17 protein-coding genes, 1 tRNA gene, 1 pseudogene and 1 riboswitch are annotated in these 24711 nt (G+C 68.5%); of the genes and pseudogenes, 8 read left to right on the top strand and 11 right to left on the bottom strand.

The genetic code is table 11. The annotated features are described in order from the left end of the window. Positions 1-6 precede the first annotated feature (6 nt). From ACQP0P_RS13780 to ACQP0P_RS13765, 4 genes are all read left to right on the top strand, one after another. Positions 7-732 (top strand): toll/interleukin-1 receptor domain-containing protein, encoded by a 726-nt coding sequence (locus ACQP0P_RS13780; protein WP_433375820.1) that lies wholly within the window; start codon positions 7-9, stop codon positions 730-732. Continuing rightward, positions 729-2675, top strand: a complete 1947-nt coding sequence (locus ACQP0P_RS13775; protein WP_433375817.1) for a hypothetical protein — start codon at positions 729-731, stop codon at positions 2673-2675. The genes ACQP0P_RS13780 and ACQP0P_RS13775 overlap by 4 nt, the downstream gene beginning before the upstream one ends. Positions 2676-2711: 36 nt before the next feature. Continuing rightward, the gene (locus ACQP0P_RS13770) at positions 2712-3785 is read left to right on the top strand and encodes a hypothetical protein (protein ID WP_433375814.1); all 1074 of its coding nucleotides are present in this window, start codon (positions 2712-2714) and stop codon (positions 3783-3785) included. Positions 3786-3963: 178 nt separating this feature from the next. After that, positions 3964-7017, top strand: a complete 3054-nt coding sequence (locus ACQP0P_RS13765; RefSeq protein ID WP_433375811.1) for an AAA domain-containing protein — start codon at positions 3964-3966, stop codon at positions 7015-7017. Positions 7018-7366: 349 nt separating this feature from the next. Here the strand turns inward: ACQP0P_RS13765 and ACQP0P_RS13760 are convergent, their stop codons facing one another. Beyond that, complete coding sequence (locus ACQP0P_RS13760; RefSeq protein ID WP_433375808.1) at positions 7367-8029, bottom strand: hypothetical protein; 663 nt, start codon at positions 8027-8029, stop codon at positions 7367-7369. A 352-nt stretch (positions 8030-8381) separates the two neighbouring features. On the opposite strand from ACQP0P_RS13760, the gene ACQP0P_RS13755 reads away from it, so the two are divergent. Next, complete coding sequence (locus tag ACQP0P_RS13755; RefSeq protein WP_433375805.1) at positions 8382-9128, top strand: hypothetical protein; 747 nt, start codon at positions 8382-8384, stop codon at positions 9126-9128. 234 nt (positions 9129-9362) lie between these two features. Here the strand turns inward: ACQP0P_RS13755 and ACQP0P_RS13750 are convergent, their stop codons facing one another. Together ACQP0P_RS13750 and ACQP0P_RS13745 are read right to left on the bottom strand one after the other, a co-directional pair. Then, positions 9363-9782: a cellulose binding domain-containing protein gene (locus tag ACQP0P_RS13750; RefSeq protein WP_433375802.1), complete on the bottom strand. Its 420-nt coding sequence runs from the start codon at positions 9780-9782 to the stop codon at positions 9363-9365. A 431-nt stretch (positions 9783-10213) separates the two neighbouring features. Further along, positions 10214-10287 (bottom strand) — tRNA-Ile (locus ACQP0P_RS13745). A 149-nt stretch (positions 10288-10436) separates the two neighbouring features. On the opposite strand from ACQP0P_RS13745, the gene galK reads away from it, so the two are divergent. Beyond that, the gene (gene galK / locus ACQP0P_RS13740) at positions 10437-11555 is read left to right on the top strand and encodes a galactokinase (protein WP_433375799.1); all 1119 of its coding nucleotides are present in this window, start codon (positions 10437-10439) and stop codon (positions 11553-11555) included. 31 nt (positions 11556-11586) lie between these two features. On the opposite strand, the gene ACQP0P_RS13735 is transcribed toward galK, so the two are convergent. From ACQP0P_RS13735 to ACQP0P_RS13725, 3 genes are all read right to left on the bottom strand, one after another. After that, positions 11587-13245, bottom strand: a complete 1659-nt coding sequence (locus ACQP0P_RS13735) for a methionine--tRNA ligase (protein WP_433375796.1) — start codon at positions 13243-13245, stop codon at positions 11587-11589. A 166-nt stretch (positions 13246-13411) separates the two neighbouring features. Beyond that, on the bottom strand, positions 13412-15055 hold the full coding sequence (locus ACQP0P_RS13730; protein ID WP_433375793.1) for a dipeptide ABC transporter ATP-binding protein: 1644 nt from the start codon (positions 15053-15055) through the stop codon (positions 13412-13414). Then, positions 15052-15921, bottom strand: a complete 870-nt coding sequence (locus ACQP0P_RS13725) for an ABC transporter permease (RefSeq protein WP_433375790.1) — start codon at positions 15919-15921, stop codon at positions 15052-15054. The genes ACQP0P_RS13730 and ACQP0P_RS13725 overlap by 4 nt, the downstream gene beginning before the upstream one ends. Positions 15922-16111: 190 nt before the next feature. On the opposite strand from ACQP0P_RS13725, the pseudogene ACQP0P_RS13720 reads away from it, so the two are divergent. Next, positions 16112-17303: pseudogene (locus ACQP0P_RS13720) on the top strand (RNA-guided endonuclease InsQ/TnpB family protein); the annotation flags it as partial. 34 nt (positions 17304-17337) lie between these two features. On the opposite strand, the gene ACQP0P_RS13715 reads toward ACQP0P_RS13720, so the two are convergent. Genes ACQP0P_RS13715 through ACQP0P_RS13705 form a run of 3 tightly spaced genes read right to left on the bottom strand, consistent with a single transcriptional unit; the run spans position 17338 to position 21715 of the window. Continuing rightward, on the bottom strand, positions 17338-18309 hold the full coding sequence (locus ACQP0P_RS13715) for an ABC transporter permease (RefSeq protein ID WP_433375787.1): 972 nt from the start codon (positions 18307-18309) through the stop codon (positions 17338-17340). Next, entirely contained in the window at positions 18306-19931 is a 1626-nt protein-coding gene (locus ACQP0P_RS13710) for an ABC transporter substrate-binding protein (RefSeq protein ID WP_433375784.1), read from the bottom strand. Before ACQP0P_RS13710 ends, ACQP0P_RS13715 begins: the two co-directional genes overlap by 4 nt. Before the next feature lie 26 nt (positions 19932-19957). Continuing rightward, the gene (locus ACQP0P_RS13705; protein WP_433375781.1) at positions 19958-21715 is read right to left on the bottom strand and encodes an FAD/NAD(P)-binding protein; all 1758 of its coding nucleotides are present in this window, start codon (positions 21713-21715) and stop codon (positions 19958-19960) included. Between the two features lie 124 nt (positions 21716-21839). After that, positions 21840-21951: riboswitch (SAM riboswitch) on the bottom strand. Positions 21952-22003: 52 nt separating this feature from the next. Between ACQP0P_RS13705 and ACQP0P_RS13700 the strand changes: the two genes are divergently transcribed. Then, a complete protein-coding gene (locus tag ACQP0P_RS13700; RefSeq protein WP_433375778.1) occupies positions 22004-22525 on the top strand; it encodes a DUF402 domain-containing protein in 522 nt (173 codons plus the stop codon). A gap of 113 nt (positions 22526-22638) precedes the next feature. On the opposite strand, the gene ACQP0P_RS13695 is transcribed toward ACQP0P_RS13700, so the two are convergent. Continuing rightward, entirely contained in the window at positions 22639-23700 is a 1062-nt protein-coding gene (locus ACQP0P_RS13695) for a TIGR04500 family putative peptide maturation system protein (RefSeq protein WP_433375775.1), read from the bottom strand. Positions 23701-23702: 2 nt separating this feature from the next. Further along, on the bottom strand, positions 23703-24692 hold the full coding sequence (locus ACQP0P_RS13690) for an MvdC/MvdD family ATP grasp protein (protein WP_433375773.1): 990 nt from the start codon (positions 24690-24692) through the stop codon (positions 23703-23705). Positions 24693-24711 lie beyond the last annotated feature (19 nt).

The raw sequence follows: 24711 nt of genomic DNA, 5'->3' as shown, positions 1-24711 counted from the left end.
GCCACCATGCCCGACGTGTTCATCAACTACCGCACCGGAGACGGAGAGAAGACCGCTCTTCTCCTCGAAAAAGAACTATCCGCAATTCTCGGGGGAGAGGAACAGATCTTCCGCGCCACCAGGTCTATCAAACCTGGCCAGCGCTTTCCCGAGGAACTGCTCGGCAACGTGCGGTGCAGTACCGTCCTCCTCGCCGTCATCGGCCCCAATTGGATCCAGTCCCCCAGACTTCATGACGAGGACGACTGGGTCCGTCGAGAGCTCCTTGAGGCGTTCGCCCTAGGCATACCGGTCGTGCCGGTTCTCGAAGGGCACAGGACAAAACGGCTGGACCGGGCGGAGTTGCCGGTGGAGCTGGCCTGGCTCACCGAGACCCAGTCGGTGCACGTGGATCTGGAAAACCTCCAGGCGGACCTCACCCGCCTCGTCGCCAGGCTCGCCGACTGGGTGCCGTCGTTCAGAACGACGAAACGCCCGGCCTCTCAGCCGTCGCCCCCCGACTCCATCGCCAACTCGGCGGGCGACGTTCATGGCACGGTCATCCAGGGCCGCGACATTACCGCCGGCGATGTCGGCACGGTCATCAAGGGCGACCACGGGATGTTCCACACCGGCAAGGGCAACATCCAGCACTTCTCCGGAGACAGGGCAGCATACGTCGCCGGAGACAACCGCGGAGGAATCGGTCACCAGTTCGGCGACTCCCGCAAGGATGAGGAGAACGGCCGTTGAGCGACCAGATCAGGTCCTCCGTCTTCATCGGCCGTGAAGCGGCGGTGCACACGGGTAACGGCAACCAGATCATCTCGCTGGGCGAAGCCACGGGCAAGGATCCCCGGCGCATTGCCGATGACCAGTTGTTATGGTTCCGGCAGCGTTTCCTTTCTCCCGGAGGCTTCACCAGGGCAGGTGCGGTCCTGGAATCCCACGGCACCGTATTCCTGGATGGAACGCCGGGCACTGGAAGAAGGACCGCCGCATGGATTCTCCTGGGTGAGCTGTACTCCGGAAGCGAGACGTTCCACGAGCTCCTGCTGAAGGACAAACCCCCCTATCTGAAAACCAGCCAGGTTGGCGAAGGCGCCTTGGTGCTGGTGGATCTGTCAGCGATCACCAGTGAGCAGGCCTGGACCGAGGTCCAAGGCGAGCTTCCCGACCTCCGCAAGGTCGTGCACGAGCGCGGTGCCCACCTGGTGGCGATACTCCCGACCAGGAGAGTTGAGCGGCTCGGGGCGGATCTCGGCGCCTACCGCGTCGAGATCACCCGCCCAGCAGGCATAGGGGTGCTCCAGCGCTATCTGCGCATGGCGGGTATCCCGGTAGCCGAAACCGATTCGGCACCTCAGGCCACCTCGGGCTTCTTGCTCAGGAGCCCCTCGATGCAGGAGATCGCCGACTTCGCCGCGCTCGTCGTCGAGGCACGGACCACGGCGGGATCAGCGGGCGGATTCGCCGCCTGGTGTGAGAGCGCCCTGGCCGCATTGGACAACCACCAGGGCAAGCTCGTCGCCGACGATCTCGTCAAACTGCGCAAGGGACCACAGCGAGCGCTGCTGCTGGCCACGGCCATGCTGCACGGAGCCCATATCGACGTCATCCACCGGGCCACCGCCGCGATGTTGGAAGGGGTGAAGTACCCGCAGGATGAACGCCCTCTGCTGGAGCGGGCGGATCTTGCCGCCCGTTTTCAGAAGATCGGGGCGACACCCGACGCCTCCGGCCAGGTGCGGTTCGACAAACTCGGATACGACTCGGCGGTCCGTACCCACTTCTGGACCCACCGACCGGAACTACGGGAGCCCATCCAGAAATGGGTCGGTGACGCCGTGGGCCTGACGGGCTTGGAGACAGACGACCGCGACAAACTGATCAAGCGGTTCGCCGAGCTGTGCCTGCACGACAGGTACCGGGACCTCCTGCTGACTCTCATATCGCAGTGCGCGAAGGACACCGGGAACGGCTTCCGGACGAGCGCGGCCGTCCAGGCACTGCGACGAGGACTTCAACACGAGCAACACAGCCGGTTCTTCCGAAAGAAAATCTACGAATGGTCGCGTGAGACGAACCTGCCCAAGGGGCTCACCGAGGTGCTCGTCGTGGCGTGCTGGCAGGTGATGGCCGTGCGCCACCCGGACCAGGCCATGGTCCGGCTCCATCACCTGGCGCGCAGGGAACGCGGAACCACACATGCCCGCGCCGCGCTCATGCAGTTGGTAGGCGCCGACGCCCAGCTTCGGGTCCGGATGCTGGAGCGGTTGGTTGAACGGCTCCAGCTGGAAGAATGGCCGATCGACGCCGACCTGTTCGTGGAGTTCGCCGATCCGGCACCGCTCACAGCCACCGGGCCACGCATGCGCGCACCCCTGTCCGACCCCGGCCTAAGAGAGCGGCTGATCACCGGCTGGAGCATCGCCTTCCACCGGTGTCCGTACGAGGTCTGGCGCACGCAGGTGGAACGCTGGATCCGGACAGCCTCCGACGATGAACCACATCGCGAGTATCTCCTCGACACGCTCGTCGCAGGGGGCGGGCAACGTGCGGACCTCCTGGCCCGCCTGCACGTCATCACCCGAGACCTGGACCGCCCTGGGACGGACGGCCAGGAACGCCACGCCTTTCTCATCGATCACGTCCTACGGAAGATCAACTTTTCCATGGGTATCGGGGCCGTGTGAGCCGCCATCGTGACAACAGACCAGGGAGACAACACCATGGGTTCTGGCCACAGGACGGTGACGGTTTACTTTGTCGCCTTCGCGGGATTGATTCTCGTCGGTCTCATTCTGTTCGCCCCACTACCGCCCTGGACGTGGGTGGTGGTCGCCGTGGTAGCCGGGATCGTCGTGGTCCTGGCCATGAGGGTAACCGGCCGCGTAACGGATTCCTCGCCATCGGTGGAGACGACCTACCTTCCACCGCCACCGATAGAGCCTCGGGAGCAGCGGGTCGTCGGAGTCGCGCTGCCGAGTCTGGAGGAGGACTACGACTTCCTCTTCTCGGCGACGGTGCGGTGGTCTCCGGATGGCAGGACAGTGGACGAGCCGGTCGCCAACCTCGGCGGCCTGGCGGTCGACACGATCCTGGAACGTGCCATGAACGTCACGAAGAACCGGCTCCCCGGCAGGGCTTCGCTCGTTCAGCACGAGTTGAACGGTGCACTGAGCAGAATGCAGTCGGACGCCGACGGATGCGTGCGGGCGATGGCCGAGTCGGTCACGCTCACTCTCTCCGATCATGATCGGCAACGACTGGGGAAGCTCGCCGAGGTGCGCAAGGACAAGGCGGTCTGGGAGCACGAGAGGAAGTACGAGCAGAGCAAGCGGGAGTACCTCGGAGAGGACGTACTGAAAGACCCGGGCAGCACCGTGGTCTGGTGGCTCGCCAGGAACGACGACCGGGTGGAGAAGGTGGTACAGGACCTGGGCATCCTCGCCCAGCTCTCCTCCGCCGCGAACAACGAGGACATACCCGAGTGCTTCCGGTATCTGCTGCCGTCCCCCTCACAACCGGTGGACGACGAGCCGTCCACACCTGATCCCGGGCACGGATCACCCGTCGTCGACCACTTCGAGGCGTTCTTGAAGGCGACCGACTTCCCGGACGGTGACCCGCAACGTGCCCTGTTCACTCGGCAGGTGGCCGACTGTCTCGTCAAGCACGGCAGGCAGGACGCGGCTGACGACCTGGTACGCCGGTTCGACGCGCCCAGTGCCTTCGCCCCCGAGGGTCCGATTCCTCCTTCTGACCAGCTCGACGAAGGGCCGTACACCGACGATCCCGGATGAGCGAGTCGTGATGTTCACCACGGTGATCCCGAATACCTTTCTTGAAGGCGGATCGAGGACACGGCAGATCTTTCTGTCCGCTACCGGACTACGCGGACACTCCTCAATTCCTGCTCAGCAAGGGTACGTTTCTGATCTGTACCGGCACGCCGATCTCCTTACCCCCAGAGGGAGCGCGATGACAGGCACGCAGCAGAGGCCCGTTCCCGTCGATAATCTCTTACGGGCCGTACGCCTGGAGATCATCGCCGAGCTTCGCAGTGACGGCGACGGGGAGAAGGTCTCGCTGACCGCCGGGCGCAGGGTCGGAGGCGACGGGGAGATCCAGGAGTACCTGTTCTCCTGCAAAAGCTGGAAGGACGCGTTCTCTGGCGAGAAACTACTCGTCCGGCTCTCACGTTCTCGTGCCCCGTGGGTGAGCGCCGAGGCCGTGCGGATGCCCGACGGCAAGGTCGCGGTTCGCACCACGGCCGATCTGGGCAGCCAGCCGGGCAACGCTCAGCTACGCAAGGACGAGTCGGCGGGCATGGAGACCCTCGCCGAGCGGCTGGAGTCCGCCGGTGGAAGCGACGGTCTGGTCAATCTCACCACGGCGGGCTGGATGCTCGGCCAGGGAAGTCCGCGCGTCGACCGCTGCGTCGACCCGGACCGTTTCATCCGGGGGTATCGCGAACGCGAACTCAATCCTCGGCAGCGACAGGCGATCGAGCAGGCTCTCGACAGCGAGCTCACCTTCATCTGGGGACCGCCGGGAACCGGCAAGACCGACGTTGTCGCCTCCATCGTCGAGGGCTGTTACCGGCAGGGGATGCGGGTGCTCTTCGTCGCCCCGACCAAGGTCGCCGTGGACCAGGCGCTGGAGCGGATCTGTGCCTTGCTCTCCGGTGAGGAGGGTTTCGACACGGGACTCGTGCAGCGTGCCGGAGACATCGAGCTCGCCTCCCTGGCCACCAGGTTCGGCGACCAGATCAACGCCGGGCGAATCGCCGGACGGATCGCCGCCGCCATCACCGCGCGGATCACCGAAACGCGCGAACTGTTGAACGCGGCACGTCAAGACCTCGCACTCCACACCGAGGCCGAGCGCGTCTCAGGCGAGCTGCGGGACCTGAACGCGCGACACGACGAGGCCGGGCGGCACGCCGCGGCCCTGCGTCGGCAGATCCAGGCCGGGCAGGCCGCCCTCGCCAGGACCGAGCAGCAGATCCACGAGATCGGCCCCCCTTCCGGGCTCTTCGCCAAGAAGAAGCAGGCCAAGCTCGCCGACCTCGGCCGCGTGCACTGGACGCAGCGGAACGCCGTCACCGCGCTCGATCAGCAGCTGCACGCCGCGCTGACCGTACAGCGAAACCGTGCCACCGAAATCGCCAAACGTGAGCCGGAGCTGGCCGTGCTGCATGGCCGGCTGCGAGGGGTTCCCCCGCCCGGTCCTCTTCGGGATGCCGTCGAGAGGCTTCAGCAGCAACTCACCGCGTTGGAACAGGAACAGCAGAAGATCACCGAAGTGGTCCGGGGCAGCTGCCGCGTGATGGGCACCACCGTCGCCAAGGTGGTACAGTCCCGCAGGTTGCTCGACTCGATCGACGTGGTGGTCATCGACGAGGCCGGAATGGTAAACACCCCTTCGGCCTGGTGCGTCGCCGGACTCGCCGCCCGGCGGGTCGTCGTCGCCGGTGACTTCCGGCAGTTGCCCGCCGTGACCAGGTCCTCCGGCGACCGGGACGCCTCCCCCGAGGACAGGCAGCACGCCGCGCTCTGGATGGACCGCGATGTCTTCGTCACGGCCGGGCTGGTGGACCCGGCGGGCTCGGCCCGTCAGGACCGGCGGATGGTCTGCCTGGACACGCAGTACCGTATGCGCCCGTCGATCTGCGAGGTGGTCAATGTCGTCGCCTACCCCGACGCGCCCTTGCGCACCGGGCGCGGTGACCGCAGCAGTCTCCCGCCCTCGCCGTTGATCGACGGCCCGCTGATCCTTGTCGACACCACCCCGCGCCGCCTGCCCAACCCGAAAGGCCGCCGCAACGGGCACAAGACCAACCCGGTGCACGAAGCGGTCATTCACGAGCTTGTCCGAGGCCTGCAGTACGACGAGGTCCTGCCCGCTCGCAAGTGGACGGGCCTGGCCACCGGAGAGCGACCGGCCGACCGGCTGGCTGTGATCGCTCCGTTCAGAGACCAGGTGAAGGCGCTGCGGAACAGCCTGACCTACCGGTTTGGCGAGAGCTACGAGGGGCTGGTGGACACCGTCCATCGATTCCAGGGCAGTCAGCGTCCCCTTGTGGTGATCGATACCGTGGCCGGGGCGGGCGACAAGCTCGGCTACTTCTACGAGGGCTCGGGCCTGTCATCCTCCACCTGCCGATTACTCAACGTGGCCCTCAGCCGGGCGCAGGATCACCTCGTCGTCGTCGCCGACACCCGGTTCCTGCACGACAACCTCAGTCCGGGAAGTGAGGCCGCACTGATGCTCGCCCACCTGGAGCGCCACGCGCGGTTGCTCTCGGTGGACGACCTCGTCCCGTTCCGTTCCGCGGCCGACCTGGCCGGGCTGGACAAGGACGAGCTGGCCCGGCCTGCGTTCTTTCCCGCCGACGAGGTGCCCCGCGCCATCGCATGGGACATCGGGCAAGCTCAGCGCAGCATCGAGATCTACTGTGCCTTCCTGGACCCTGCCCCCGTCGGCAGATGGCTGCGGCATCTCACCCCGCGCATCAACAGCGGAGTGCAGGTCACCGTCCACACCCGGGACCAGGCCGACGATCCACGCAGGCGTGCTCTGGTACGAGACCTTGAGGCCGCTGGTTGCCTGGTCGCGGTACGCGAGCGCATGCACGAGAAGGTCATGATCGTCGACGACACCGTGCTGTGGCACGGCTCGCTCAACCTCCTCGCCAACACCGGCGCCACCGACCTGATGATACGGATCACCGACCCGTTCTCCTGCCGGCAAGTTCGTCACATCGTCGACCGCGCACGAATGGAACGTCCTGCCCGTACCTGGAAGCAGACATCGCCGGAGCCGAATTCGGCCCCCGATGTCAGATCTGGCGATGTGCTGGACGGACGCCTTTACATACAGGTCTCTTTCGACAAGAAAGACGAGTTCAAACACGCGCTACAGACCGCCGGGATACGCCCCCAGTGGCACGGGTCGAGGAAGCTGTGGCATGTCGATGCCGCTGTCCCACGGCACCTGGTCCAGCGTTGGCTTCCTCCGGCTACGCGCTGACAGTGTTGACGAAGTCTGCCTATGCGGCGTTGTCCAGGCCTCGTTCACGGTCACGCCAAAGGACGAGGGCGTGGCGCCCCGTCGCAGGAACTCCAGCGCGAGCGGCGCCTCCTCTTCGTAGCCATCGCCCGAGCCTGCGGCACGCCGTACGTGTCACACAGCGACAGGGCGAGCGCATTCCTCGGCGGATGAGACGCACCCCGAAACCACCGGAAAGCATCTTTCGGGTTTGCTCGCATGGTGCGTCGAACACTCCCTCCAGCCCTTTTCATGCCGTCCATCGACCGAACCACGCATGGCCCGGCGGATCCCATTCAAAGATAGGTCGAGATACCGTGACACGGCTGCGTCAGTCATCCACCGCGACGACCCTGACCGCTCGCAACGAGCCACCTTTGAATTCATGGTGCTGCCCCACGGAGGCCGAGGTAAGGACCTGTCCGAGTTCGGTGAACGGAGACACTCGGTCGTAGCCGTCGAGGTCGACTGCGGAAACGACGACTGCCCCCTCTTCACCATCGGGGTAACGGATGCGAATGAGGCTGCCCGGTGTGACCAAGCCGCATCCGGAGGGACGGCTACTCAGGCGGGGCCAGGCGCGCATGGAGTACAGGTCACGACGCCGGCCGCCCAACTGATCCCGATAGGTCTCGACGTCCTCACCTCGAGTGCTCAGACCGACGGAACGAGTGCTTCTGAGCATGTCCTCGATCGCCTTGATCTCGGCCCGGACCCGCTCGACCGCGTTGACCGTTAGAAACGCCCCTGCACGAACGCATGCCTCGCCTCGGAAGGACAGGCCGTGACGTCGTGCGAATCCTCTCAGGCTTTCCCTCACCATAGAGTGCTCCAACTCGTCGGCGTTCATCCGGTAGCCGCCGAGCCGATAGTCGAATAGGACGCGACCACTGGTTATCCGTCGTAGCTCTCTGTTGAACTCAGGGTTCTTGGGAAAACGGATGACGAGACTGTTCCCTGCGAGCCGAATCGAACTGTCCGTTGTCACATACACCGTCCATACCGTAGGGATAAACAACATCATCGGTGTGTACGGCATCGCCCGCAATACGATTAGATAAGCATCCGCCGCCCCAAGGGATATCGACTGAAACATACGAGCAGGGACACATTTGCTCTTGGCAGCGTGCGAGGACTGGAAGCCGCGCTCACCCACTAGCACCACCAGGCGTTATTTCAGATCGCTCGCCCATGCGGCAACGCCCGAGTCAGGCCAGGGAACGGGAAGAAAACGAAAAACCTGGCGAGAGGGATCGACTCGATCATGATCGGACTCTCGACGCCCATCGGAACGCACGCCGAGAGCGGAACTCCGCCGGTGACGCTCGCCCCTACGATCATGCTTCATGATGATTCACACATTGGCGGCCACTGCCGGGGTGTTCGCCCTGTTGTTCACCGGTACGGCCACCGCGTCCGCCGGTCCCATCGTCGGGGCTCCCGAGCTGACCCACAACCCGCTCTACAAGCAGGGCAGCCTCCCCTCGGTCTCCTGCAAGGTGACCAAGGGCACCAGCAAGGCTTCCACCACGAAGTACCTCAACAAGGTCGTCGACTGCCTGAACTCCGCCTGGCGCAAGACCATCAAGGACTTCGTCCCGGCCGGAGTGGACATCGAGGCCAAGGTCAAGGACGGTCTCTGCCTCACCGGCCTGCAGGTGTCCGGCTCCTTCGCCGCCTACTGCCACCGCTCCATCCAGGTGCAGCTCGGTTCCGACTGGATCAAAGCCAAGTCCGACCAGGCCATCCTCGTCGAGGTCACCCGGGCGTACGGCGTGTTCATCCAGGCACAGACCGGAATCAGCGAGGCCTGGTGGGCACTGCCGGCCGGCGACGAGGAGGACGGTGGCGACGAGCAGATGCACCGCTACTACCTGCAGGCCGACTGCCTGGGCGGGATCTCCATGAGGAGCCTGGGACGCTCGGCCAGGAACTGGAAGCCCCTCCTCACCGCCGAGACCCCGAAGGAGTACGCCAGGTTCAATTGGTACGGCAAGCCCGCCAACCGTCTCCACTGGTTCGAGCAGGGCTACGCGTCGAAGAAGCCGGGCGCCTGCAACACCTGGAAGGCTCCCGCCTCGAAGGTCGCCTGACCCCTGCCTGCTCGTCTCGGCGACGAGCCATGGCCAGGGTGGTTCCACCCGGCGGGCGAGGTTCAGCGGTTGCCACCGGCCTGTGCGTACGCGGGTTCACGCCCGGGGAGAGGGAGTACGGACGCGCCCCCAGACGCGGATGCCGCCCTCCTGCTTGGCGACGCGAGCGAGCGGCCCGACGGGCGATGCCGTCCGCCTCTGCGGATGGAGGTCGGGTGAGGATGGTGGTTCACGTCAAGACTGGACGGGAGTGCAGGTCACGGTCGGGGCGGGGGCGGCGGAAGTCCCCCGCTGGATGAAGGCCAGCTGGACCGCGGCGTTCGGCTTCATGGGATTCCACGACCCGTTGCTGTGGACGGTGACATCGGCCCCCGACTGGTCCATCCGGCCGGCCAGGGAGACGGTCACCTTCTGGTTGCCCGGCCACGTCCAGTTCAGCTGCCACTCGTCGATGATCGAGGGGCTGGTGTTCTTGATCGATATCTCGACCATGTTGTCGGTCACCCAGGACCCGTTCTCCTGGTAGGACCAGGAGTTGACCTCCTGGTACGTCGCCGTGCACGTGGAGGCCCCGGCCGCCTCGACCCCGAGGATCGCAACGAGCACCGGCGCCAGAACCGCCACGCCCAGGGCGCCGACCAGTCGACTTCGCATGTTCGAACTCCTCCAATCCGGGTTTACTAGGATTTTCTACTAAACCCTTATGGTTTCGGTCAAGGAGTGCGCTGACCTGGCCATACAAACTCTTGACTTCTTTACTGACATTTGACTCTGGAGCCATCTGATCGCGTGGGATCACCCGCACCCCACTCCTCGACACCGGCCATCACCTTCCGTCTGGCACCCGCCGGGTCCCGATGAGCGCGGCCTCGAACCTTCCACCCGCCCTCGCCGCGCTTCTCACCATGCGCGGCGCCGCACCTTCAACAGCGGCCCACCCTCCGGCGTGGCGCCCCGCGTGCGGGTTCTGGATGCTCGTACGCCACGTCCACGGGCGTGACCACGGCCGCACACCGCCGAACGCGAAAAGCGCCCCCGACCGCGAACACGCAGGTCAGGGGCGCTTTTCGGGTGATCACAAGGGGTAGGGCGGGCGGGACTCGAACCCGCGACCCAGGGATTATGAGTCCCCTGCTCTAACCGGCTGAGCTACCGCCCCTCGTGCACGCCGTACTGCGGCATTCAACCAAACGTGGGCGCTGTTCGCACACTTGCCGGGCGGGACGGGTTCAAGATGTGACCTTTGGCGGAGCCTGGTCCCAGGGACTCGCTACCCTAACGGTGGGCCTTGTTGAGGAGTGTTGGATCATGCGCGTTGTTGAAGCTTTCCGGGAGTCGTACGGAACGGAGCCCGCCGGGGTGTGGCACGCGCCGGGGCGGGTCAACCTGATCGGGGAGCATACCGACTACAACGACGGATTCGTGCTGCCGTTCGCGGTGCCGTGGGGGGTGACCGCGGCGGTCTCGCCGCGCGAGGACGAGGTGATCCGGCTGCGGTCGTTGCAGGTGGACGAGCCGAACACGCTCGCGACGCCCGACCAGGCCGAGGGCTGGACCCGCTACGTGGCCGGGATGTTCTGGGTGCTCCGCGGGGCCGGGCACCCGGTCGGGGGCGCGGACGTGGTGATCGACGGGGACGTGCCCCAGGGAGCGGGGCTGTCGTCGAGCGCGGCGCTTGAGGTGGTCGTCGGTACGGCGCTGAACGAGCTGTACGAGCTCGGCCTCACCAAGATGGAGATCGCGCTGAACGCGCAGAAGGCCGAGAACGACTTCGTGGGCATGCCGTGCGGGATCATGGACCAGGCGGCCTCGGCCCTCGCGGAGGAGGGGAAGGCGCTGTTCATGGACTGCCGGAGCCTCAGCACCAGGAGTATCCCGTTCGACCTGGCGAGCCACGGCCTCCAGTTGCTCATCATCAACACCGGGGTGCGCCACGAGCTCGCCGACGGGAAGTACGCCCACCGCCGCCGTGACTGCGAGAACGCCGCGAAGCACCTGGGCCTCGACGCGCTGCGCGACGTCACCGACCTGGGTGGCGCCCTCGCCAGGTTGAGCGGCGACGAGCGCAGGCGCACCCAGCACGTGGTGACGGAGAACCACCGGGTCGAGGCGGTGATCGGGCTGCTGCGGGCCGGGGCGGTACGGGAGATCGGCGCCCTGCTGAACGCCTCCCACCTGTCGCTGCGCGACCAGTTCGAGGTGTCCTGCGCCGAGCTGGACGTGGCCGTGGAGTCGGCGGTCAGGGGCGGTGCCCGGGGGGCGCGGATGACCGGCGGCGGGTTCGGCGGCTCGGCGATCGCACTGGTCACCGACGAGCGGGTGGAGTCCGTACGGGAGGCCGTTACCCGGGCCTACGCCGAGCGTGGCTGGGCCGCACCGGAGATCTACCCGGCGACCCCGGCGGCGGGAGCACGGCGACTGGCCTGAGCGACCCGCCTGATGGTTTCCGACACCTGCTTCACCTGCCGGCTCTCCTCGCGGTGATGGGGCTCGGGTGGGATGAGGGTACGGATGGTGTCATCCGCTGTTCCGCACGGGCCGGGGCGGGGCCCCGAGGGCGGTGGTGCGGAAAGAGCGGGACCGGGTCGGCGAGCCGCTCTCCCCGGCACTGGCCGGCGATCCGCGCCGAGGCGTCCGGGAGGAAGGGGGCCAGCAGGTCCGCCAGTTCCCTGCAGGTGGCGACCAGGGTGCCGAGGACCGCATCGAGCCGGGGCGAGCCCTCGCGGGCGAGGCGCCACGGCTCGGTGCGGTTGACGTACCGGTTGGCCTCCTCGGCGACCGCGTAGACGGCGGCGGTGGCCGCGCGGAAGTCGAACGCCTCCAGGGCCTCGATCATCACGCCTCGGGCCTGACCTCTGACCTCGTCCAGAGCCGTCTCACGCTCTTCGGGCACGATCCCGTCCCGGTAGCGGTGGACCATGCTGACCACCCGGTTGACGAGGTTGCCCAGCCCGTCGGCCAGCTCGCCGTCGTGGCGGGCGATGAGCCGCCTCGCGGTGAAGTCGACGTCGCCGACCCTGGGCACCTCCCGCAGCAGCCACCACCTGACCGCGTCCACGCCGTACGCCTCGACGAGCCCGATCGGGTCGACGGCCGAGAGATCGGTTCCCGCGAAGCCGCCACCGGATCGGCCGAAGACGTCGAGGCCTCCCGAAGCACCGGGACCGCCGGAGGCGTCGAGGACTCCGGCGGAGGCGCCCGCACCGCCGGGGACACCGGAGAGGGTCGATTTGCTGATCTTCCGGCCGTCCACGGTCAGGTAGTCGTGAACCAGGATGTCCGTCGGCGGCAACTCCCCCGCCGACAGCAGCATCGCCGGCCAGTAGACCGCGTGGAAGCGCAGGACGCCCTTGCCGAGCACGTGGATCCGCCGGTCGGCGCCGGACCACCAGTGGCCGTGCTCTCCCTTCGCGTAGTCCAGCGCGGTCAGGTAGTTGCCGAGCGCGTCCCACCACACGTAGATCACCTGTCCGGGATCGCCCGGCACCGGGATGCCCCAGCCGCGCGCCCGCGCCTGGGAGCGGGAGACGCTGAAGTCGGACAGCCCCGCGGCGATGAAGGCCAGGATCTCGTTGCGGCGCTCGGCGGGCTCGACGCGAATGCGGCCGCCGTCGATCAGGCCGTACAGCTCGTCGCGGTAGCGGGACAGGCGGAAGAACCAGTTCTCCTCGGACACGCGCTGGAGCGGGGCGTCGTGCTCGGGGCACTGCTCGCCGGACGGGTAGAACTGCTCGCAGCCGACGCAGTAGAGGCCCTCGTAGTGCCTGCGGTACAGGTCGGCGGAGCAGGCCCGCCAGAACCGCTCGACACCGGGCCGGTGCCGGGGGTCGGCGCTGGTACGGATGAAGTCGTCATAGGAGAGCGAGAGCGGTCCCGCCAGCCGGGCGAACTCGGCGGCGTTGCGGTCGACGAGATCCCGTACGGCGATCCCCTCGGCCTCGGCGGCCCGCACGTTCTTGAGCGAGTTGTCGTCGGTGCCCGTCTGGAACCTGACCTCGTCGCCGAGCAGGCGGTGATGCCTGGCGAGCACGTCCGCCTGGACGAGCTCCAGGGCGAAGCCCAGGTGGGGACGGGCGTTGACGTACGGGATGGTCGTGGTGAGCAGGATTCGGGACATCGGAACCTCCGCTGGAGCCCGAAAACAGATCGAGGCCCCCGTTTCAGGGCCTCAAGAAGACGTCAGGTGACCCCGGCTGCGGGGGAGAGCATCACCAAGAAGGTCATGCTCTCATGCTAACCACCCGTTCTCCGGTTCGACATGCGGTTTTCCGCCACGGCCTCGGTCAGGGCACGGCGGAGACCGGTTTGGGCACCGCGCCGAGCAGCTCGCGGGTGTAGTCGTGCTCGGGCAGGAAGAACACCTCATCCACGTACCCCTCCTCCACGACCCGCCCGGCGCGCATGACCAGCACCCGGTCCGCGACGTGGTGGACCACCCCCAGGTCGTGCGAGATGAAGATCATCGCGGTCCCGTCCGATGCCTGGATCTCCGCGAGCAGGTCGAGCACCTGGGCCTGGATCGACACGTCCAGCGCGGAGACCGGCTCGTCGCAGACGAGCACGTCGGGACGGGTGGCCAGCGCCCTGGCGATGGCCACCCGTCCCGACAGGCGCCGGGGATGGTGTCCCGCGACGTCGGCCGGTAGCCCGACCCGGGCAAGCAGCTCGGCCACCCGGTCCTTCCGCCACGAGGCCGGGGCCCCGCGACGGGAAGCACTCCCGAAAGAGGCCCCGCAGGAGGCGCCGCGGAGCGGTTCGGCGACCAGGCGGCCCACCGGGTAGCGAGGGTCGAACGACCCGAGCGGGTTCTGGGAGATCACCTGGATCCGGGACCTGCGGGTGCGTCGTCCGCGCTCGGGGATGCCCGACCAGGGCTCACCTCCCAGCAGCACCTGTCCCGAGGCGGGTTCGAGCAGGCCGAGGACGAGCCGGGCCACCGTGGTCTTGCCGGAACCGGACTCCCCCACGATGCCGAGCGTCTCGCCGGGAAAGACCTCGAAGGACACGTCGTCGACCACGGTGCGCGAGCCGTACGCGGCGCAGAGCCCCGAGGCCTCCAGAATCGGCGCGGCGTGGTTCACGGTCCGCTCCGGCAGCGGGGTGCGCAGCGCGACGCCCCCGGCGGCGATGGCGGACAGCCGGGTGCCGCGCGAGATCGCGGAGGGTACGGCCGCGAGCAGCAGCCTGGTGTAGTCGTGCCGGGGCCGCGCCAGCACCCGCCCCGTCTCCCCCTCCTCGACGATCACCCCGTCCTTCATGACCACTACCCGGTCGGCGATGGCGGAGACCACGGCGAGGTCGTGGCTGATCATGAGCAGTGCGGTCCCGGTGGCCTTGCGGGCGGCGAGCAGCCGCAGGATCTGAGCCTGTACGGTGACGTCGAGCGCCGTCGTCGGCTCGTCGGCGATGATCAGTGGCGGGTCGGCGGCGATGGCGGAGGCGATCAGGGCCCGCTGGCGCAGCCCCCCGGACAGCTGGTGGGCGTACTGCCGGGCGCGCACCTCCGGCTCCGGCACCCCGACCGCGTCCAGCAGCTCGATCACCCTTTCCCGCCGGGCCGCACGGGGTACGACGTCGTGGGTGGCGAGCACCTCGGCGATCTCGTCGCCGACGGTGCGGAGCGGGTCCAGCGAGGTCAGCGCGTCCTGGAGCACCAACCCGGCGAACCGGCCGCGTAGCCGCCGCCAGTCGCGGGCGCCGAACCCGAGCGCGTCCCGGCCGTCGACCGTGAACCGGGAGGCGGTGACCGAGGCGCCGGGGCCGGTCAGCCCGACCAGGGTCCTGGCCGTGACGCTCTTGCCCGAACCCGACTCCCCGACGATCGCCACGCACTCGCCCGCCTCGATCGACAGGCTCACCCCCCGTACGGCCTCCACCCCGGCCCCGGGGAAGCCGGCCCGCAGGTCCTCGATGTCGATGAGGCTCACCGGTCTCTCCCTTCGAAACGGCGCTGCAGGCGGCGCCCGACGAGCGTCAGGCTGATGACGGTCAGGGTGACGGAGAGCCCGGGGAAGAGCACGGTCCACCAGGCGACGCGCAGGTAGTCACGGGCCTCCGACAGCATCGAGCCCCACTCGGGGCTGGGCGGCTGCGGCCCCATGCCGAGGAAGCTGAGACCTGAGGTGGCGATGACGGCGGTGCCCATGCCGATCGTGGCGAGCACCGGCAGCGGACCCAGCACGTTGGGCAGCACGTGGCGCGCGACGAGCACCGGCCTGGCCAGGCCGAAGGTGACCGCCTGCTCGACGTAGCCGGAGCGGCGCACCACGAACGTCTGGGCACGGACCACGCGGGCATGGTTGGGGATCTGTGCGATGCCGATCGCGAGGATCACGTTGCCGGTTCCCGGACCGGTGACGGCGATGACCAGCAGGGCGAGCAGCAGCTCCGGGAAGGTGGCCACCACGTCGAACAGGCGGCTGAGCAGCTCGTCGAGGTAGCGGGGGGACAGTCCGGCCAGGACACCCAGCAGGGCACCCGCCCCGGCTGCGAGGCCGACGGCGGCGGCGCCGATGCTCAACGAGTGCCCGGCGCCGTGGACGACGCGCGACAGCACGTCGCGGCCGAGGTGGTCGGTGCCGAACCAGTGCTCGGCGCTCGGCCCGGCGAGCGCGTGCAACGGGTCGGCGGCCAGCGGGTCGACGCCGGTCAGCAGGCCGGGCGCGACGGCGGCGACCGCGGCCACCGCCAGGACCAGCAGCGGCACCGCCGACGGCACCCTGAAGGCGTGGCTGCGCCGCGCCGGAGCGGGAGCCGCGGTCACGACACCGGGAACCTCGGCGACCGTCGTCATCGGCTCCTCCCCGGACGGTACGGCGACCGGGGCGCCATCGGCATCTTCATCTAATAACTCCCGTGGATACCCCGGCCTTCAGGCCGGGGAGGAAACGGGAGCGGGAAGGCGCTCTAGCGCCTGAGCGTGCCTGGACCCGCACGACCCACCCCACCCAACACTTAACTGATCTTGCAGTAGGGTGTGAAACATGGCGCAGATCGTGAAGCGGGCATTCAAGTTCCGCTTCTACCCGACGGACGAGCAGGCAGCGGAGCTGTCTCGCACGTTCGGCTGCGCCCGCCTCGTCTACAACAAAGCCCTCGAACACCGCACCCGCGCCTACACCCAGGAAGGCCGCCGCGTCTCCTACGTGGAGTCCTCGGCCGCGCTCACCGCGTGGAAGAAGACCGAGGACCTCGCGTTCCTGTCCGAGGTGTCCTCGGTCCCGCTCCAGCAGGCGCTTCGCCACCTGCAGGCCGCGTTCTCCAACTTCTTCGCCAAACGCGCGAAGTACCCCACGTTCAAGTCCCGTAAGAAGTCCCGGGCGAGCGCCGAGTACACCCGTAGCGCCTTCCGATGGAAGGACGGCCGGATCACCCTCGCGAAGATGAACGGGCCACTGGACATCGTGTGGTCGCGTCCGCTGCCCGAGGGGGCCGAGCCGTCCACGGTGACCGTGTCGAGGGACGCGGCCGGGCGCTGGTTCGTGTCCCTGCTGGTCGAGGAGCGCATCACCCCGCTCCCCCGGCCGCGAGTACGGTTGGGGTGGACGCGGGCCTCACCGCCCTGGTCACCCTCTCCACCGGGGAGAAGATCGTCAACCCCGGGCACGAGCGGGCCGACCGCAAGCGCCTGGCCAAGGCTCAGCGCAGCCTCGCCCGCACGGAGAAGGGGTCGAACAACCGGCGGAAGGCGAAACTCAAGGTCGCCCGCGTCCATGCCCGGATCGGTGATCGGCGCCGTGATCACCTGCACAAGGTCACCACTCGTCTCGTCCGTGAGAACCAAACGGTCGTGATCGAGGACCTCACCGTGCGCAACATGGTGAGGAACCACAGCCTGGCCCGCGCGATCTCGGATGCGAGCTGGCGTCGGATGCGGTCCATGCTGGAGTACAAGGCCGCCTGGTACGGGCGGGAACTCCTCGTCGTGGACCGCTGGTTCCCCTCCTCCAGGCTGTGCTCGGCGTGCGGGGCGATCCAGCGGTCCATGCCGTTGGGCGTCCGGGACTGGGTGTGTGCCTGCGGCGCCGCCCATGACCGGGACGTCAACGCCGCGAAGAACATCCTCGCCGCCGGGCTGGCGGAGAGGTAAAACGCCTGTGGAGCCGGTGTAAGACCTCAAAGGGGATTTCTCCTGGCGGGCGACTGGCGGTGAAGCAGGAACCCTCACGGGCGACCGTGGGAATCCCCCTCGTTTACGAGGGGGAGGATGTCAACTGCTCCTCCTCAGGCGGGGGTCGATCGCGAGGTAGGCGAGGTCGACGATCGTGCTGACCGTCACGTAGGCGAGGGCGGAGATCAGCACGACCGCCATCACCAGGAACAGGTCCTTGCTGTTCACCGCGCCGACGGTGACCTGGCCGAGCCCGGGGCGGCCGAACACGGCCTCCACGATGATCGCGCCGCCGAGCAGGACGCCGGTGAACCAGCCGGTGAGGGTGACGGCGGGGAGCAGCGCGTGGCGCAGGGCGTGCCGGGCGACGAGCCGCCGCTCGGCGATGCCGCGCGAGCGCGCGGTCACCGCGAACGGCTCCTCCAGCGCGCGTTCCAGGCCCTCGCGGAGCACCTGGCCGAGCACCCCGGCGATCTGCAGGCCGAGCGCCAGCCCCGGTAGTACGAGCGAGACGAACCCCCGGTCACCGGAGACGGGGAACCAGCCGAGGGTGAAGGAGAAGACGGCGAGCAGCAGGATGCCGACGAGGAACGGCGGGACCGAGACGACGGCCAGTTCCGAGAGTCCGACCAGGCCGCCGAGCCAGGGCCGGCGCCCGGCGGTGGCCAGGGCGAGCACCAGGGCGAGCAGCACCCCGAAGGTCGCGGCGGTGAGCGCGAGCTGGGCCGTCGGCCAGATCTGGGAGGCCAGGATCTCCCCCACACCGCGCTGCAGGACGTAGGAGCGGCCCAGGTCGCCCTGGAGGAGGCGGAGCAGGTAGTCGCCGTACTGCTGGAGCGGTGAGCGGTCCAGCCCCCACTCGGCGATGATCTGCGCCCGCCGCTCGGGGGTGTCGAGGCCGTCGCCGATCAGCACGTCGATCGTGTCGCCGGGGGCGAGCATCAGCGCGAGGTAGGCCGCGGTGGCGGCGGCCCAGAGCACGGCGACACCCGCTCCGAGCCGCCTGGCCACCGGGCCGAGCCACCCGGCGGCGGCCAGCCCCCGCCGCCGGGTGAGTATGAGGGGGCTCATGTCCCGATCCGGAGGTCATAAGCACTGCTGGGGGTGCCGGAGACCGGTTCGAAGGTGATGCCGGTGACGCCGGCGCCGTAGGCGATCTGGTCGGCGGGCACGTACAGCGGGAGCAGCAGCGCCTCGTCCGTGACCACTGTCTTCTGCACCTTGGCGTAGAGCCTCTTGCGCTCGGCGAGGTCGGAGGTCGCAGACGCCTCGGCGAGCAGCCTGTCCAGCTCCGCGCTCTCGAACCTCGTACGGTTGATCGCGGCGCCCTTCGGCAGGATCAGGTTGAGCGCCGCCCCGGCGTCGGTGTCGCCGCGCGAGTTCTCGAAGATCTCGTACTCGTTCTCGTCGGCGGCCTTCTGCGCGGTGCCCTGGTCCACGAGCCTGACCTGGAAGTCGATGCCCGCGCGTCGCCTGACCGCCGCCTGGACGGCCTGGGCGAGGACGTCACGGCGGTCGCGGACGAACGGCGCGGCGCTGACCGTGCGGACCGTCAGCCGCCTGCCGTCCTTGACCCGGTAGCCCTCGGCGTCGCGTCCGGTCCAGCCGGCCTCGTCGAGCAGCCTGTTGGCCCGCGCCGGGTCGTTGCCGAAGGTGTTCTCCAGCGAGGGGTCGTAGAACTGCGGGCTGCCCTGGCCGATGACGCTCCAGGCTTGCTTGGCGGTGCCCTGGTAGACGGAGTCGAGTACGGCGTCCACGTCGACGGCGTCGCGGAACGCCTCGCGGACCCGCTTGTCGTCGAACGGGGGGCGGGAGACGTTGAAGTAGTAGGAGAACGCGCTACCTGAGTTGAGGCTGGTCTTCAGCGTCAGCTCCGGGTTGCCCTTGATGAGGCCGATCTCGGTGGCGGGCACGCCCTCGATCACCTGTACCTGCCCGGAGGTGAGCGCGCCGACCCGCACCGCTGCCTCGGGCAGGAAGCGGTAGGTGATCTCGGCCAGGTGTGCCGGTCCCTGGTGGGCGGCGCCGGCGGGCGGCCAGTCGTAGTTCGGGTTGCGCCGGTAGTGGACCTCCTGACCGGGGGTGAACCGGTCGAGGATGAACGGCCCGGTGCCGACCACGTCGACGCCGCCCGCCTTGAGGTCCTTGGCGTTCCTCAGCGACTTCGGGGAGACCTGGCCGGCGAGTGGGGAGGCGAGGAAGTCCAGGAACAGTCCGTCCGGGGCCTTCAGCGTGACCTTCAGGGTGTGGGGGGCGCTCACCTCGGCGTGGTCGAAGTTGCGCAGCTGGATGGCGCTGACCGCGGCGTTGTAGCCGGGCGAGACGAGCCGGTCGAGGTTGGCCTTCACCGAGGCGGCGTCGAACCTCTCACCGTCGTGGAAGGTCACGTTGTCACGGAGCTCGAAGGTGTAGGTCAGACCGTCCTTGGAAACCTGCCAGGAGGTGGCCAGCCACGGCAGGAAATCACCGTTCCCGCCTCGGGCGATCAACGCGTCGAACTGGTTGTGGACCAGCAGGCGCGCCTTGTTCTGGCCCCACTGGTGCGGGTTGAAGGTGATCGGCTGCGTCTCGACGGCCCACACGAGCGACCCTCCGTCGCCACCGGCCGCCACGGTCGGGGCCTCACTCCCGGCTCCGCACGCCGCCAGCGCCAGCACCCCGGCGAGCGTCAGAGCGCCCCATCGCAACTTCACGTTCTTCTCCCTTGACACCTGGCGGTTCACGCGACGTGCCGCCTTATCCGGGTGCCGACGGCCTCGGACAGGACGATCCGGGCGAGGGCGTCGGCGTGGCGGAAGAGCGGGGCGTTGCGTCGGGGCCTGGCGAAGCCGCCGGTGACCTGGCCGCCGACGACCCAGGGGCCGAAGGCGAACCTGCGCGAGTGCGGGGTGCCGGACCTGTCGACCAGGCGGCGGTCCGCGGCCCGCACGTTCACCAGCCCCGACTTCTCGTCGAGCTCGCCCCGGTCGCGGAGCGCGCCGATGAGCGGGTCGGTGGCCCGGCTCACGCTGGGCGCGGGCAGCCTGGCCTCGACAAGGGTCGTGGCCGTCACGCCGCCGGGCACGGTGGGGCTCTGTGCCCGCCAGCGCCTTTCGTGGTGGTCGACCTTGAGGTCGGCGCCGAGGAAGGTGACCACCCCTGCCCTGGCCAGGGCGCGCAGCTCCGCAAGCCGGGGTCCCGGCGGGCCGCTGGCGAGGTAGCTGAAGAACCCGTGGAACCACGGATCGGAGATGCCCAGCTCGGCCAGGACCCCGTAGACGGAGAGCAGCCCGAGGATCAGGGCGTGGTCGGCGCTGTGCGCCGGGTCGGCGCGCCGCTCCAGGTCGACCGCGAGGTAGCCGTGCATCCACTTCTGCAGCCCCGCCCGGTCGCCGAACCTGATGCCCTCCAGCGGCCGGTCGAGCCGGTCGAAGTCGAGCCGGTCCAGATGCCGGGGCACGGCCGTACGGATCAGCTTGCGCATCCCCGGGCCGCGCCACTCCTGGTCGGCGAACGCCTCCGCGAACGCCGCCCAGTCCAGCCTGGCGCGCTTGGGGTGGGCGGTGATGAGCTCGTGGTAGTACGCGAGGGCGAGCTCCTTGGCGACCAGCGGCCACACGTCCCGGCGGAAGTTCCACGGGCCCTCGCCCAGCGCCTCGCGGGTGAGGAAGCGCGGCACCGGCGGGTGTGCGCCCCCGAAGGGGTAGCCGGTCTTGGAGTGGTACGGCACGCCGCGCCGCGATCCCACGTGCAGCAGGGGTTCCCGACCACCGGGCAGGTAGACCAGCTCCCCGTCGTACTCGCGGACGAACCGGCCGCCCCGGCCCGAGGTGAGCAGCACCATCAGGTCGACGAAGGCCAGCCCCATCCCCCGCACGATCACCGGCTCTCCGGCGGGGATGCCGTCCAGGTCGAGGTCGGCCGCGTATCCGGTGGGCAGGTAACGCAGCCCGCCGCGCGCGGCCAGGTCGGCCAGCGCCCGCTCCTCCCCGCTCGGGGTCACGTCGCCGTGTCCCTGGGCCAGGATCACCGCGTCGACCTCGATCGTCCGGCCGTCCTCCAGCCGTACCGCCTGGCCGCCGGGGATGTCGGCGAGATCGACGGCGCGGACCGGGTGCACGTGCACCCGGACCCCGCGCGGGGCGGTCGCCACCGCGTGCCGGAAGACGTGGGAGAGGTAGCCGTTCTGGGCCGGGCGGGAGGCGAAGGCGCCGGGGTCCCCGCCGAGCCACTCGGCCAGCGTGGGGCCTGGACGGATCGGCCCCTCACAGCGCACCGACTCGTCGGTGAAGAGCGTCACGTCGGCGGCGGCGGAGTTCATCCAGAGCAGTTCGGGCTGGTCACGGCGCCAGACGCGGCCGCCCCCCGGCGGGTGGGGGTCGATCACGTGGACGTCGAGCGAGGGCCAGCCGAGCAGGTCGGCGGCGTTGGCGCAGATGCGCTCCACCAGGCAGGTGCCCGTCGGGCCGGCGCCGACGACGGCGATCGAGGCGCTCATACGGCGGCTCTACGGTGCGGCCGGTAGTGACCGTGGGTGTCGTACTCGACGGGGCTCGCACAGTTCAGTGTGCTGGTCTTCGACATGTGGCACTCCCGGACATGTCTCGGTGACCCCGGTGAGGGGTCCGCGCTTGCGGCACGCCGACCGTGCCGCCAGGTCTCCCCGGGGGCACCCCGCCGCGGTGCGAGGGTTGCCGGTCAGCCGGCCGGGGCTTCGCACTGACACTCTTAACCTATTTAGAAGGTAGGAAATACATAAATCTCTGTCAAGGCTTAATGTTGGGGAATGTCCTATGAGATGGTGAAGGTGGTCTACCGCAAATACGACGGATCACTGCACTGGAACCACAGCGGCCTTCTGCTCGGCGAGGACGAACACGGGGTGTGGACCGGCTGCGCGGCCAACTCCGTCGGCCGCAAGGGCCACGGGCCCGAGGTGGCCTCCCCGCACGCCTTCGTGATGCTCTTCCCCCGCGACGCCTGGTGGACCGCCGCCTTCAACTCCGCCCCGCACAAGCACGAGATCTACTGCGACATCTCCACCGTGCCACGGTGGAGCGACGGCGAGGTCACCATGGTCGACCTCGACCTCGACGTGATCCGGACGCGCCGTGACCTGGCGAGGGGGCGCACGCGCCGGGTCTTCCTGGACGACGAGGACGAGTTCGAGGAGCACAGGGTCAGGTACGCCTACCCGCCCGACGTGATCGAGAGCGCCCGCGCCTCGGCCGCCTGGCTGATGGAGGCCGTCACCGCGGGCACCGCCCCCTTCGGGGCGGCGCCGCACTGGCTCTCCCTGGTCACCTGAACGCGCCCGTCATCGGACGAAACCCTCGGCGTTTCCAGCCCGGCGAACGCCGGGAGTGCTCACCGGCACCATCTTCTTGGCGGACGCCGAGGGTCTTCAACGGTGCCGCCTCGCTAACGAACGCCGGGCGTGTTCCCCAACGCCGCGTTGAGAGCTTCGGTACGGGTCGCCGTTCCCCAGAGCCACTCGATGGTGGCCTCCCTGCGCCGGTCAGCCAGCCATTCGCCGAAAAGCCGCTCCTCGATCAGGGCGCGGGTGGCGTCGTCGAGGACCGCGGGCCGGACCTGAAGCACACGCGCGACGGCGAAGCCGCCTTCGAGGGGGAAGGGGCCGAACACGTCCCCTGCCGTGAGCGCCACAGCGGGCAGGTCGCGACGATACGTTCCTTCCATCTGACAGAACGCCGCGTTGTCCAGCACCTCCCTCGCGGCCAGGGCCACCGGGTCGGCACTGTCGCGCAACCGCAGGAACGCATCCCGCGCGGCTTCCGCTCCCGCGTACCGCAGCCGCAGGACGTGCAGCCCGTCGAACTCGTCGCGGCAGGCGTCGAAGGCGGCTTCCACGCGCCCGGCCACGATCCGCCGACGTAGACGCCCCGCCGCGGCTTGCGCGGCGACCAGTTCCTCCAGAGCGGCGAGACCGAGCCCGCGCTGTGCCATCCACTCCTGGGTGGCCGGCACGGTCAGCAGACCCCTCGCACGACGGAAGGCATCCATCGCCTCCTGGAGCTCGTCGTCCGTGAACTCCGCCGGCTCACTGGAAACCTCCTCCTCCACCAGATAGGCGTTGACCAGTCGTTCTGCCAACCGGACGTCATCCCACAACACGTCCAGAATGGAGATCGCGTGTTCCATGTCCAGGTTGATCCCGTTGATCCGGACGACGACCTGGTCCCCCGACGGCTGGCCACCACGCAATGGCCAGGGGAGAGCCCGGTCCGAGGCGAGGGCCAACGAGATCGTGCCGTCGGCCGTCTTGATCAGCAGGTCGTAGTGACAGGACTCGTCGGCGGCTTCACGCCGCCACACCAGCCTTATCGGCACATCTGAATACCGATCGTGGATGGCGGCCAGCTGTTCTTTGGCCTCGCGGGGCTGGAGACCGGCTACGTCCCGCAGGTAGCCGAGGACATCGGCGAACAGAGCTTCGGGGAGCCGGCCGGACGGAACGGACATGCTTAGGCTCCTTCAAGCAGGAGGTCACAGATGGCCTCGCTGATCGGCAGGCCGGTGAGTCGCTCGATCCACAGCCACTGGCCGTTGGGGTTGATCTCCAGGAAGACATAGCGGCCGTCAGGGGTGACGATCAGGTCCATCGCCCCGTACCGCAGCCCCAGACGGTCCATCAGAACCAGGCAGCGAGCGGCGACCTCGTCGGGCAGATGGTGGATCAGGTGCGGGGTGACATGGGTGTCGTACCGCCTCCAGTCGAAGCGGGCGCGGTTCGCGACCTGGGAGTGGATCTCGGCGGCGAAGATCTGCCGCCCCACGACGGTGACGCGCAGTTCGACCCGCTTGGGAATCTGCTCCTGCACGATGACCGGGCAGAACCGCAGCGCGTCGGTGTGGGTCACGTCACGGGCGGCGACCGGCTCACAGGGCCGGGTCACCATGATCCCATCCCCGACGCCCTCCACCCACGGAATGTTCAGCGGTTTGGTGATGATGCGGCCGTCGTGACGGTCATGGAAGTCGAGGAACGCCTCCCCATTCGTGGTGATCACGGTTTCCGGGATCAGGAAGCCGAGCTCGGCGGCGAGGGCGAGCTGATAGGGCTTGTGCCCGGCCTTCCTGAAGACCGACTCGCGCGCCGGAAGTTGCGGACAGCGCAGATGCTCCCACAGGCCGGTGAGAAGGGCCTGACACTCCTTGACCGTGTACTCGGCGATCGCCTTGTCGGTGAGAGCGGGGTCGGGGACCATGGGCATCGGCCGACGCCACCACATGGCCGTGAAGTCCTCCAGGTCGACGACCTCACCACCGGTGTGCAGGTGTCGGCGAACCGCGCCCTCCAGGTAGAACAGGTCCACCCGTGACGTGCGCTGGAAGTTCTCCGGATTGAACATGGTGATCCGCGCCCCGCGCTCGGCGAGCAACTCACAGACGCGCGCAGCGTGCGGATCCTCCTCATGGTCGTAGGTGAGGACAAGAACATGAGGGAACGACAACGGGATTCCTTTTTCGCGA

It is taken from the genome of Streptosporangium sp. CA-115845, from assembly GCF_050943795.1.
GTDB lineage: Bacteria > Actinomycetota > Actinomycetes > Streptosporangiales > Streptosporangiaceae > Streptosporangium.
The sequence above is the reverse complement of the archived record's forward strand: the minus strand, read 5'-3'. Positions and strand labels throughout refer to the sequence as shown.

Bases quoted from the DNA above. Each gene is read 5' to 3' on its own strand.
- ACQP0P_RS13780 (WP_433375820.1), top strand. From the start codon at position 7: ATGCCCGACGTGTTCATCAACTACCGCACCGGAGACGGAGAGAAGACC.
- ACQP0P_RS13770 (WP_433375814.1), top strand. From the start codon at position 2,712: ATGGGTTCTGGCCACAGGACGGTGACGGTTTACTTTGTCGCCTTCGCG.
- ACQP0P_RS13765 (WP_433375811.1), top strand. From the start codon at position 3,964: ATGACAGGCACGCAGCAGAGGCCCGTTCCCGTCGATAATCTCTTACGG.
- ACQP0P_RS13755 (WP_433375805.1), top strand. From the start codon at position 8,382: ATGATGATTCACACATTGGCGGCCACTGCCGGGGTGTTCGCCCTGTTG.
- ACQP0P_RS13750 (WP_433375802.1), bottom strand. From the start codon at position 9,782: ATGCGAAGTCGACTGGTCGGCGCCCTGGGCGTGGCGGTTCTGGCGCCG.
- galK (WP_433375799.1), top strand. From the start codon at position 10,437: ATGCGCGTTGTTGAAGCTTTCCGGGAGTCGTACGGAACGGAGCCCGCC.
- ACQP0P_RS13735 (WP_433375796.1), bottom strand. From the start codon at position 13,245: ATGTCCCGAATCCTGCTCACCACGACCATCCCGTACGTCAACGCCCGT.
- ACQP0P_RS13725 (WP_433375790.1), bottom strand. From the start codon at position 15,921: ATGACGACGGTCGCCGAGGTTCCCGGTGTCGTGACCGCGGCTCCCGCT.
- ACQP0P_RS13715 (WP_433375787.1), bottom strand. From the start codon at position 18,309: ATGAGCCCCCTCATACTCACCCGGCGGCGGGGGCTGGCCGCCGCCGGG.
- ACQP0P_RS13705 (WP_433375781.1), bottom strand. From the start codon at position 21,715: ATGAGCGCCTCGATCGCCGTCGTCGGCGCCGGCCCGACGGGCACCTGC.
- ACQP0P_RS13700 (WP_433375778.1), top strand. From the start codon at position 22,004: ATGTCCTATGAGATGGTGAAGGTGGTCTACCGCAAATACGACGGATCA.
- ACQP0P_RS13695 (WP_433375775.1), bottom strand. From the start codon at position 23,700: ATGTCCGTTCCGTCCGGCCGGCTCCCCGAAGCTCTGTTCGCCGATGTC.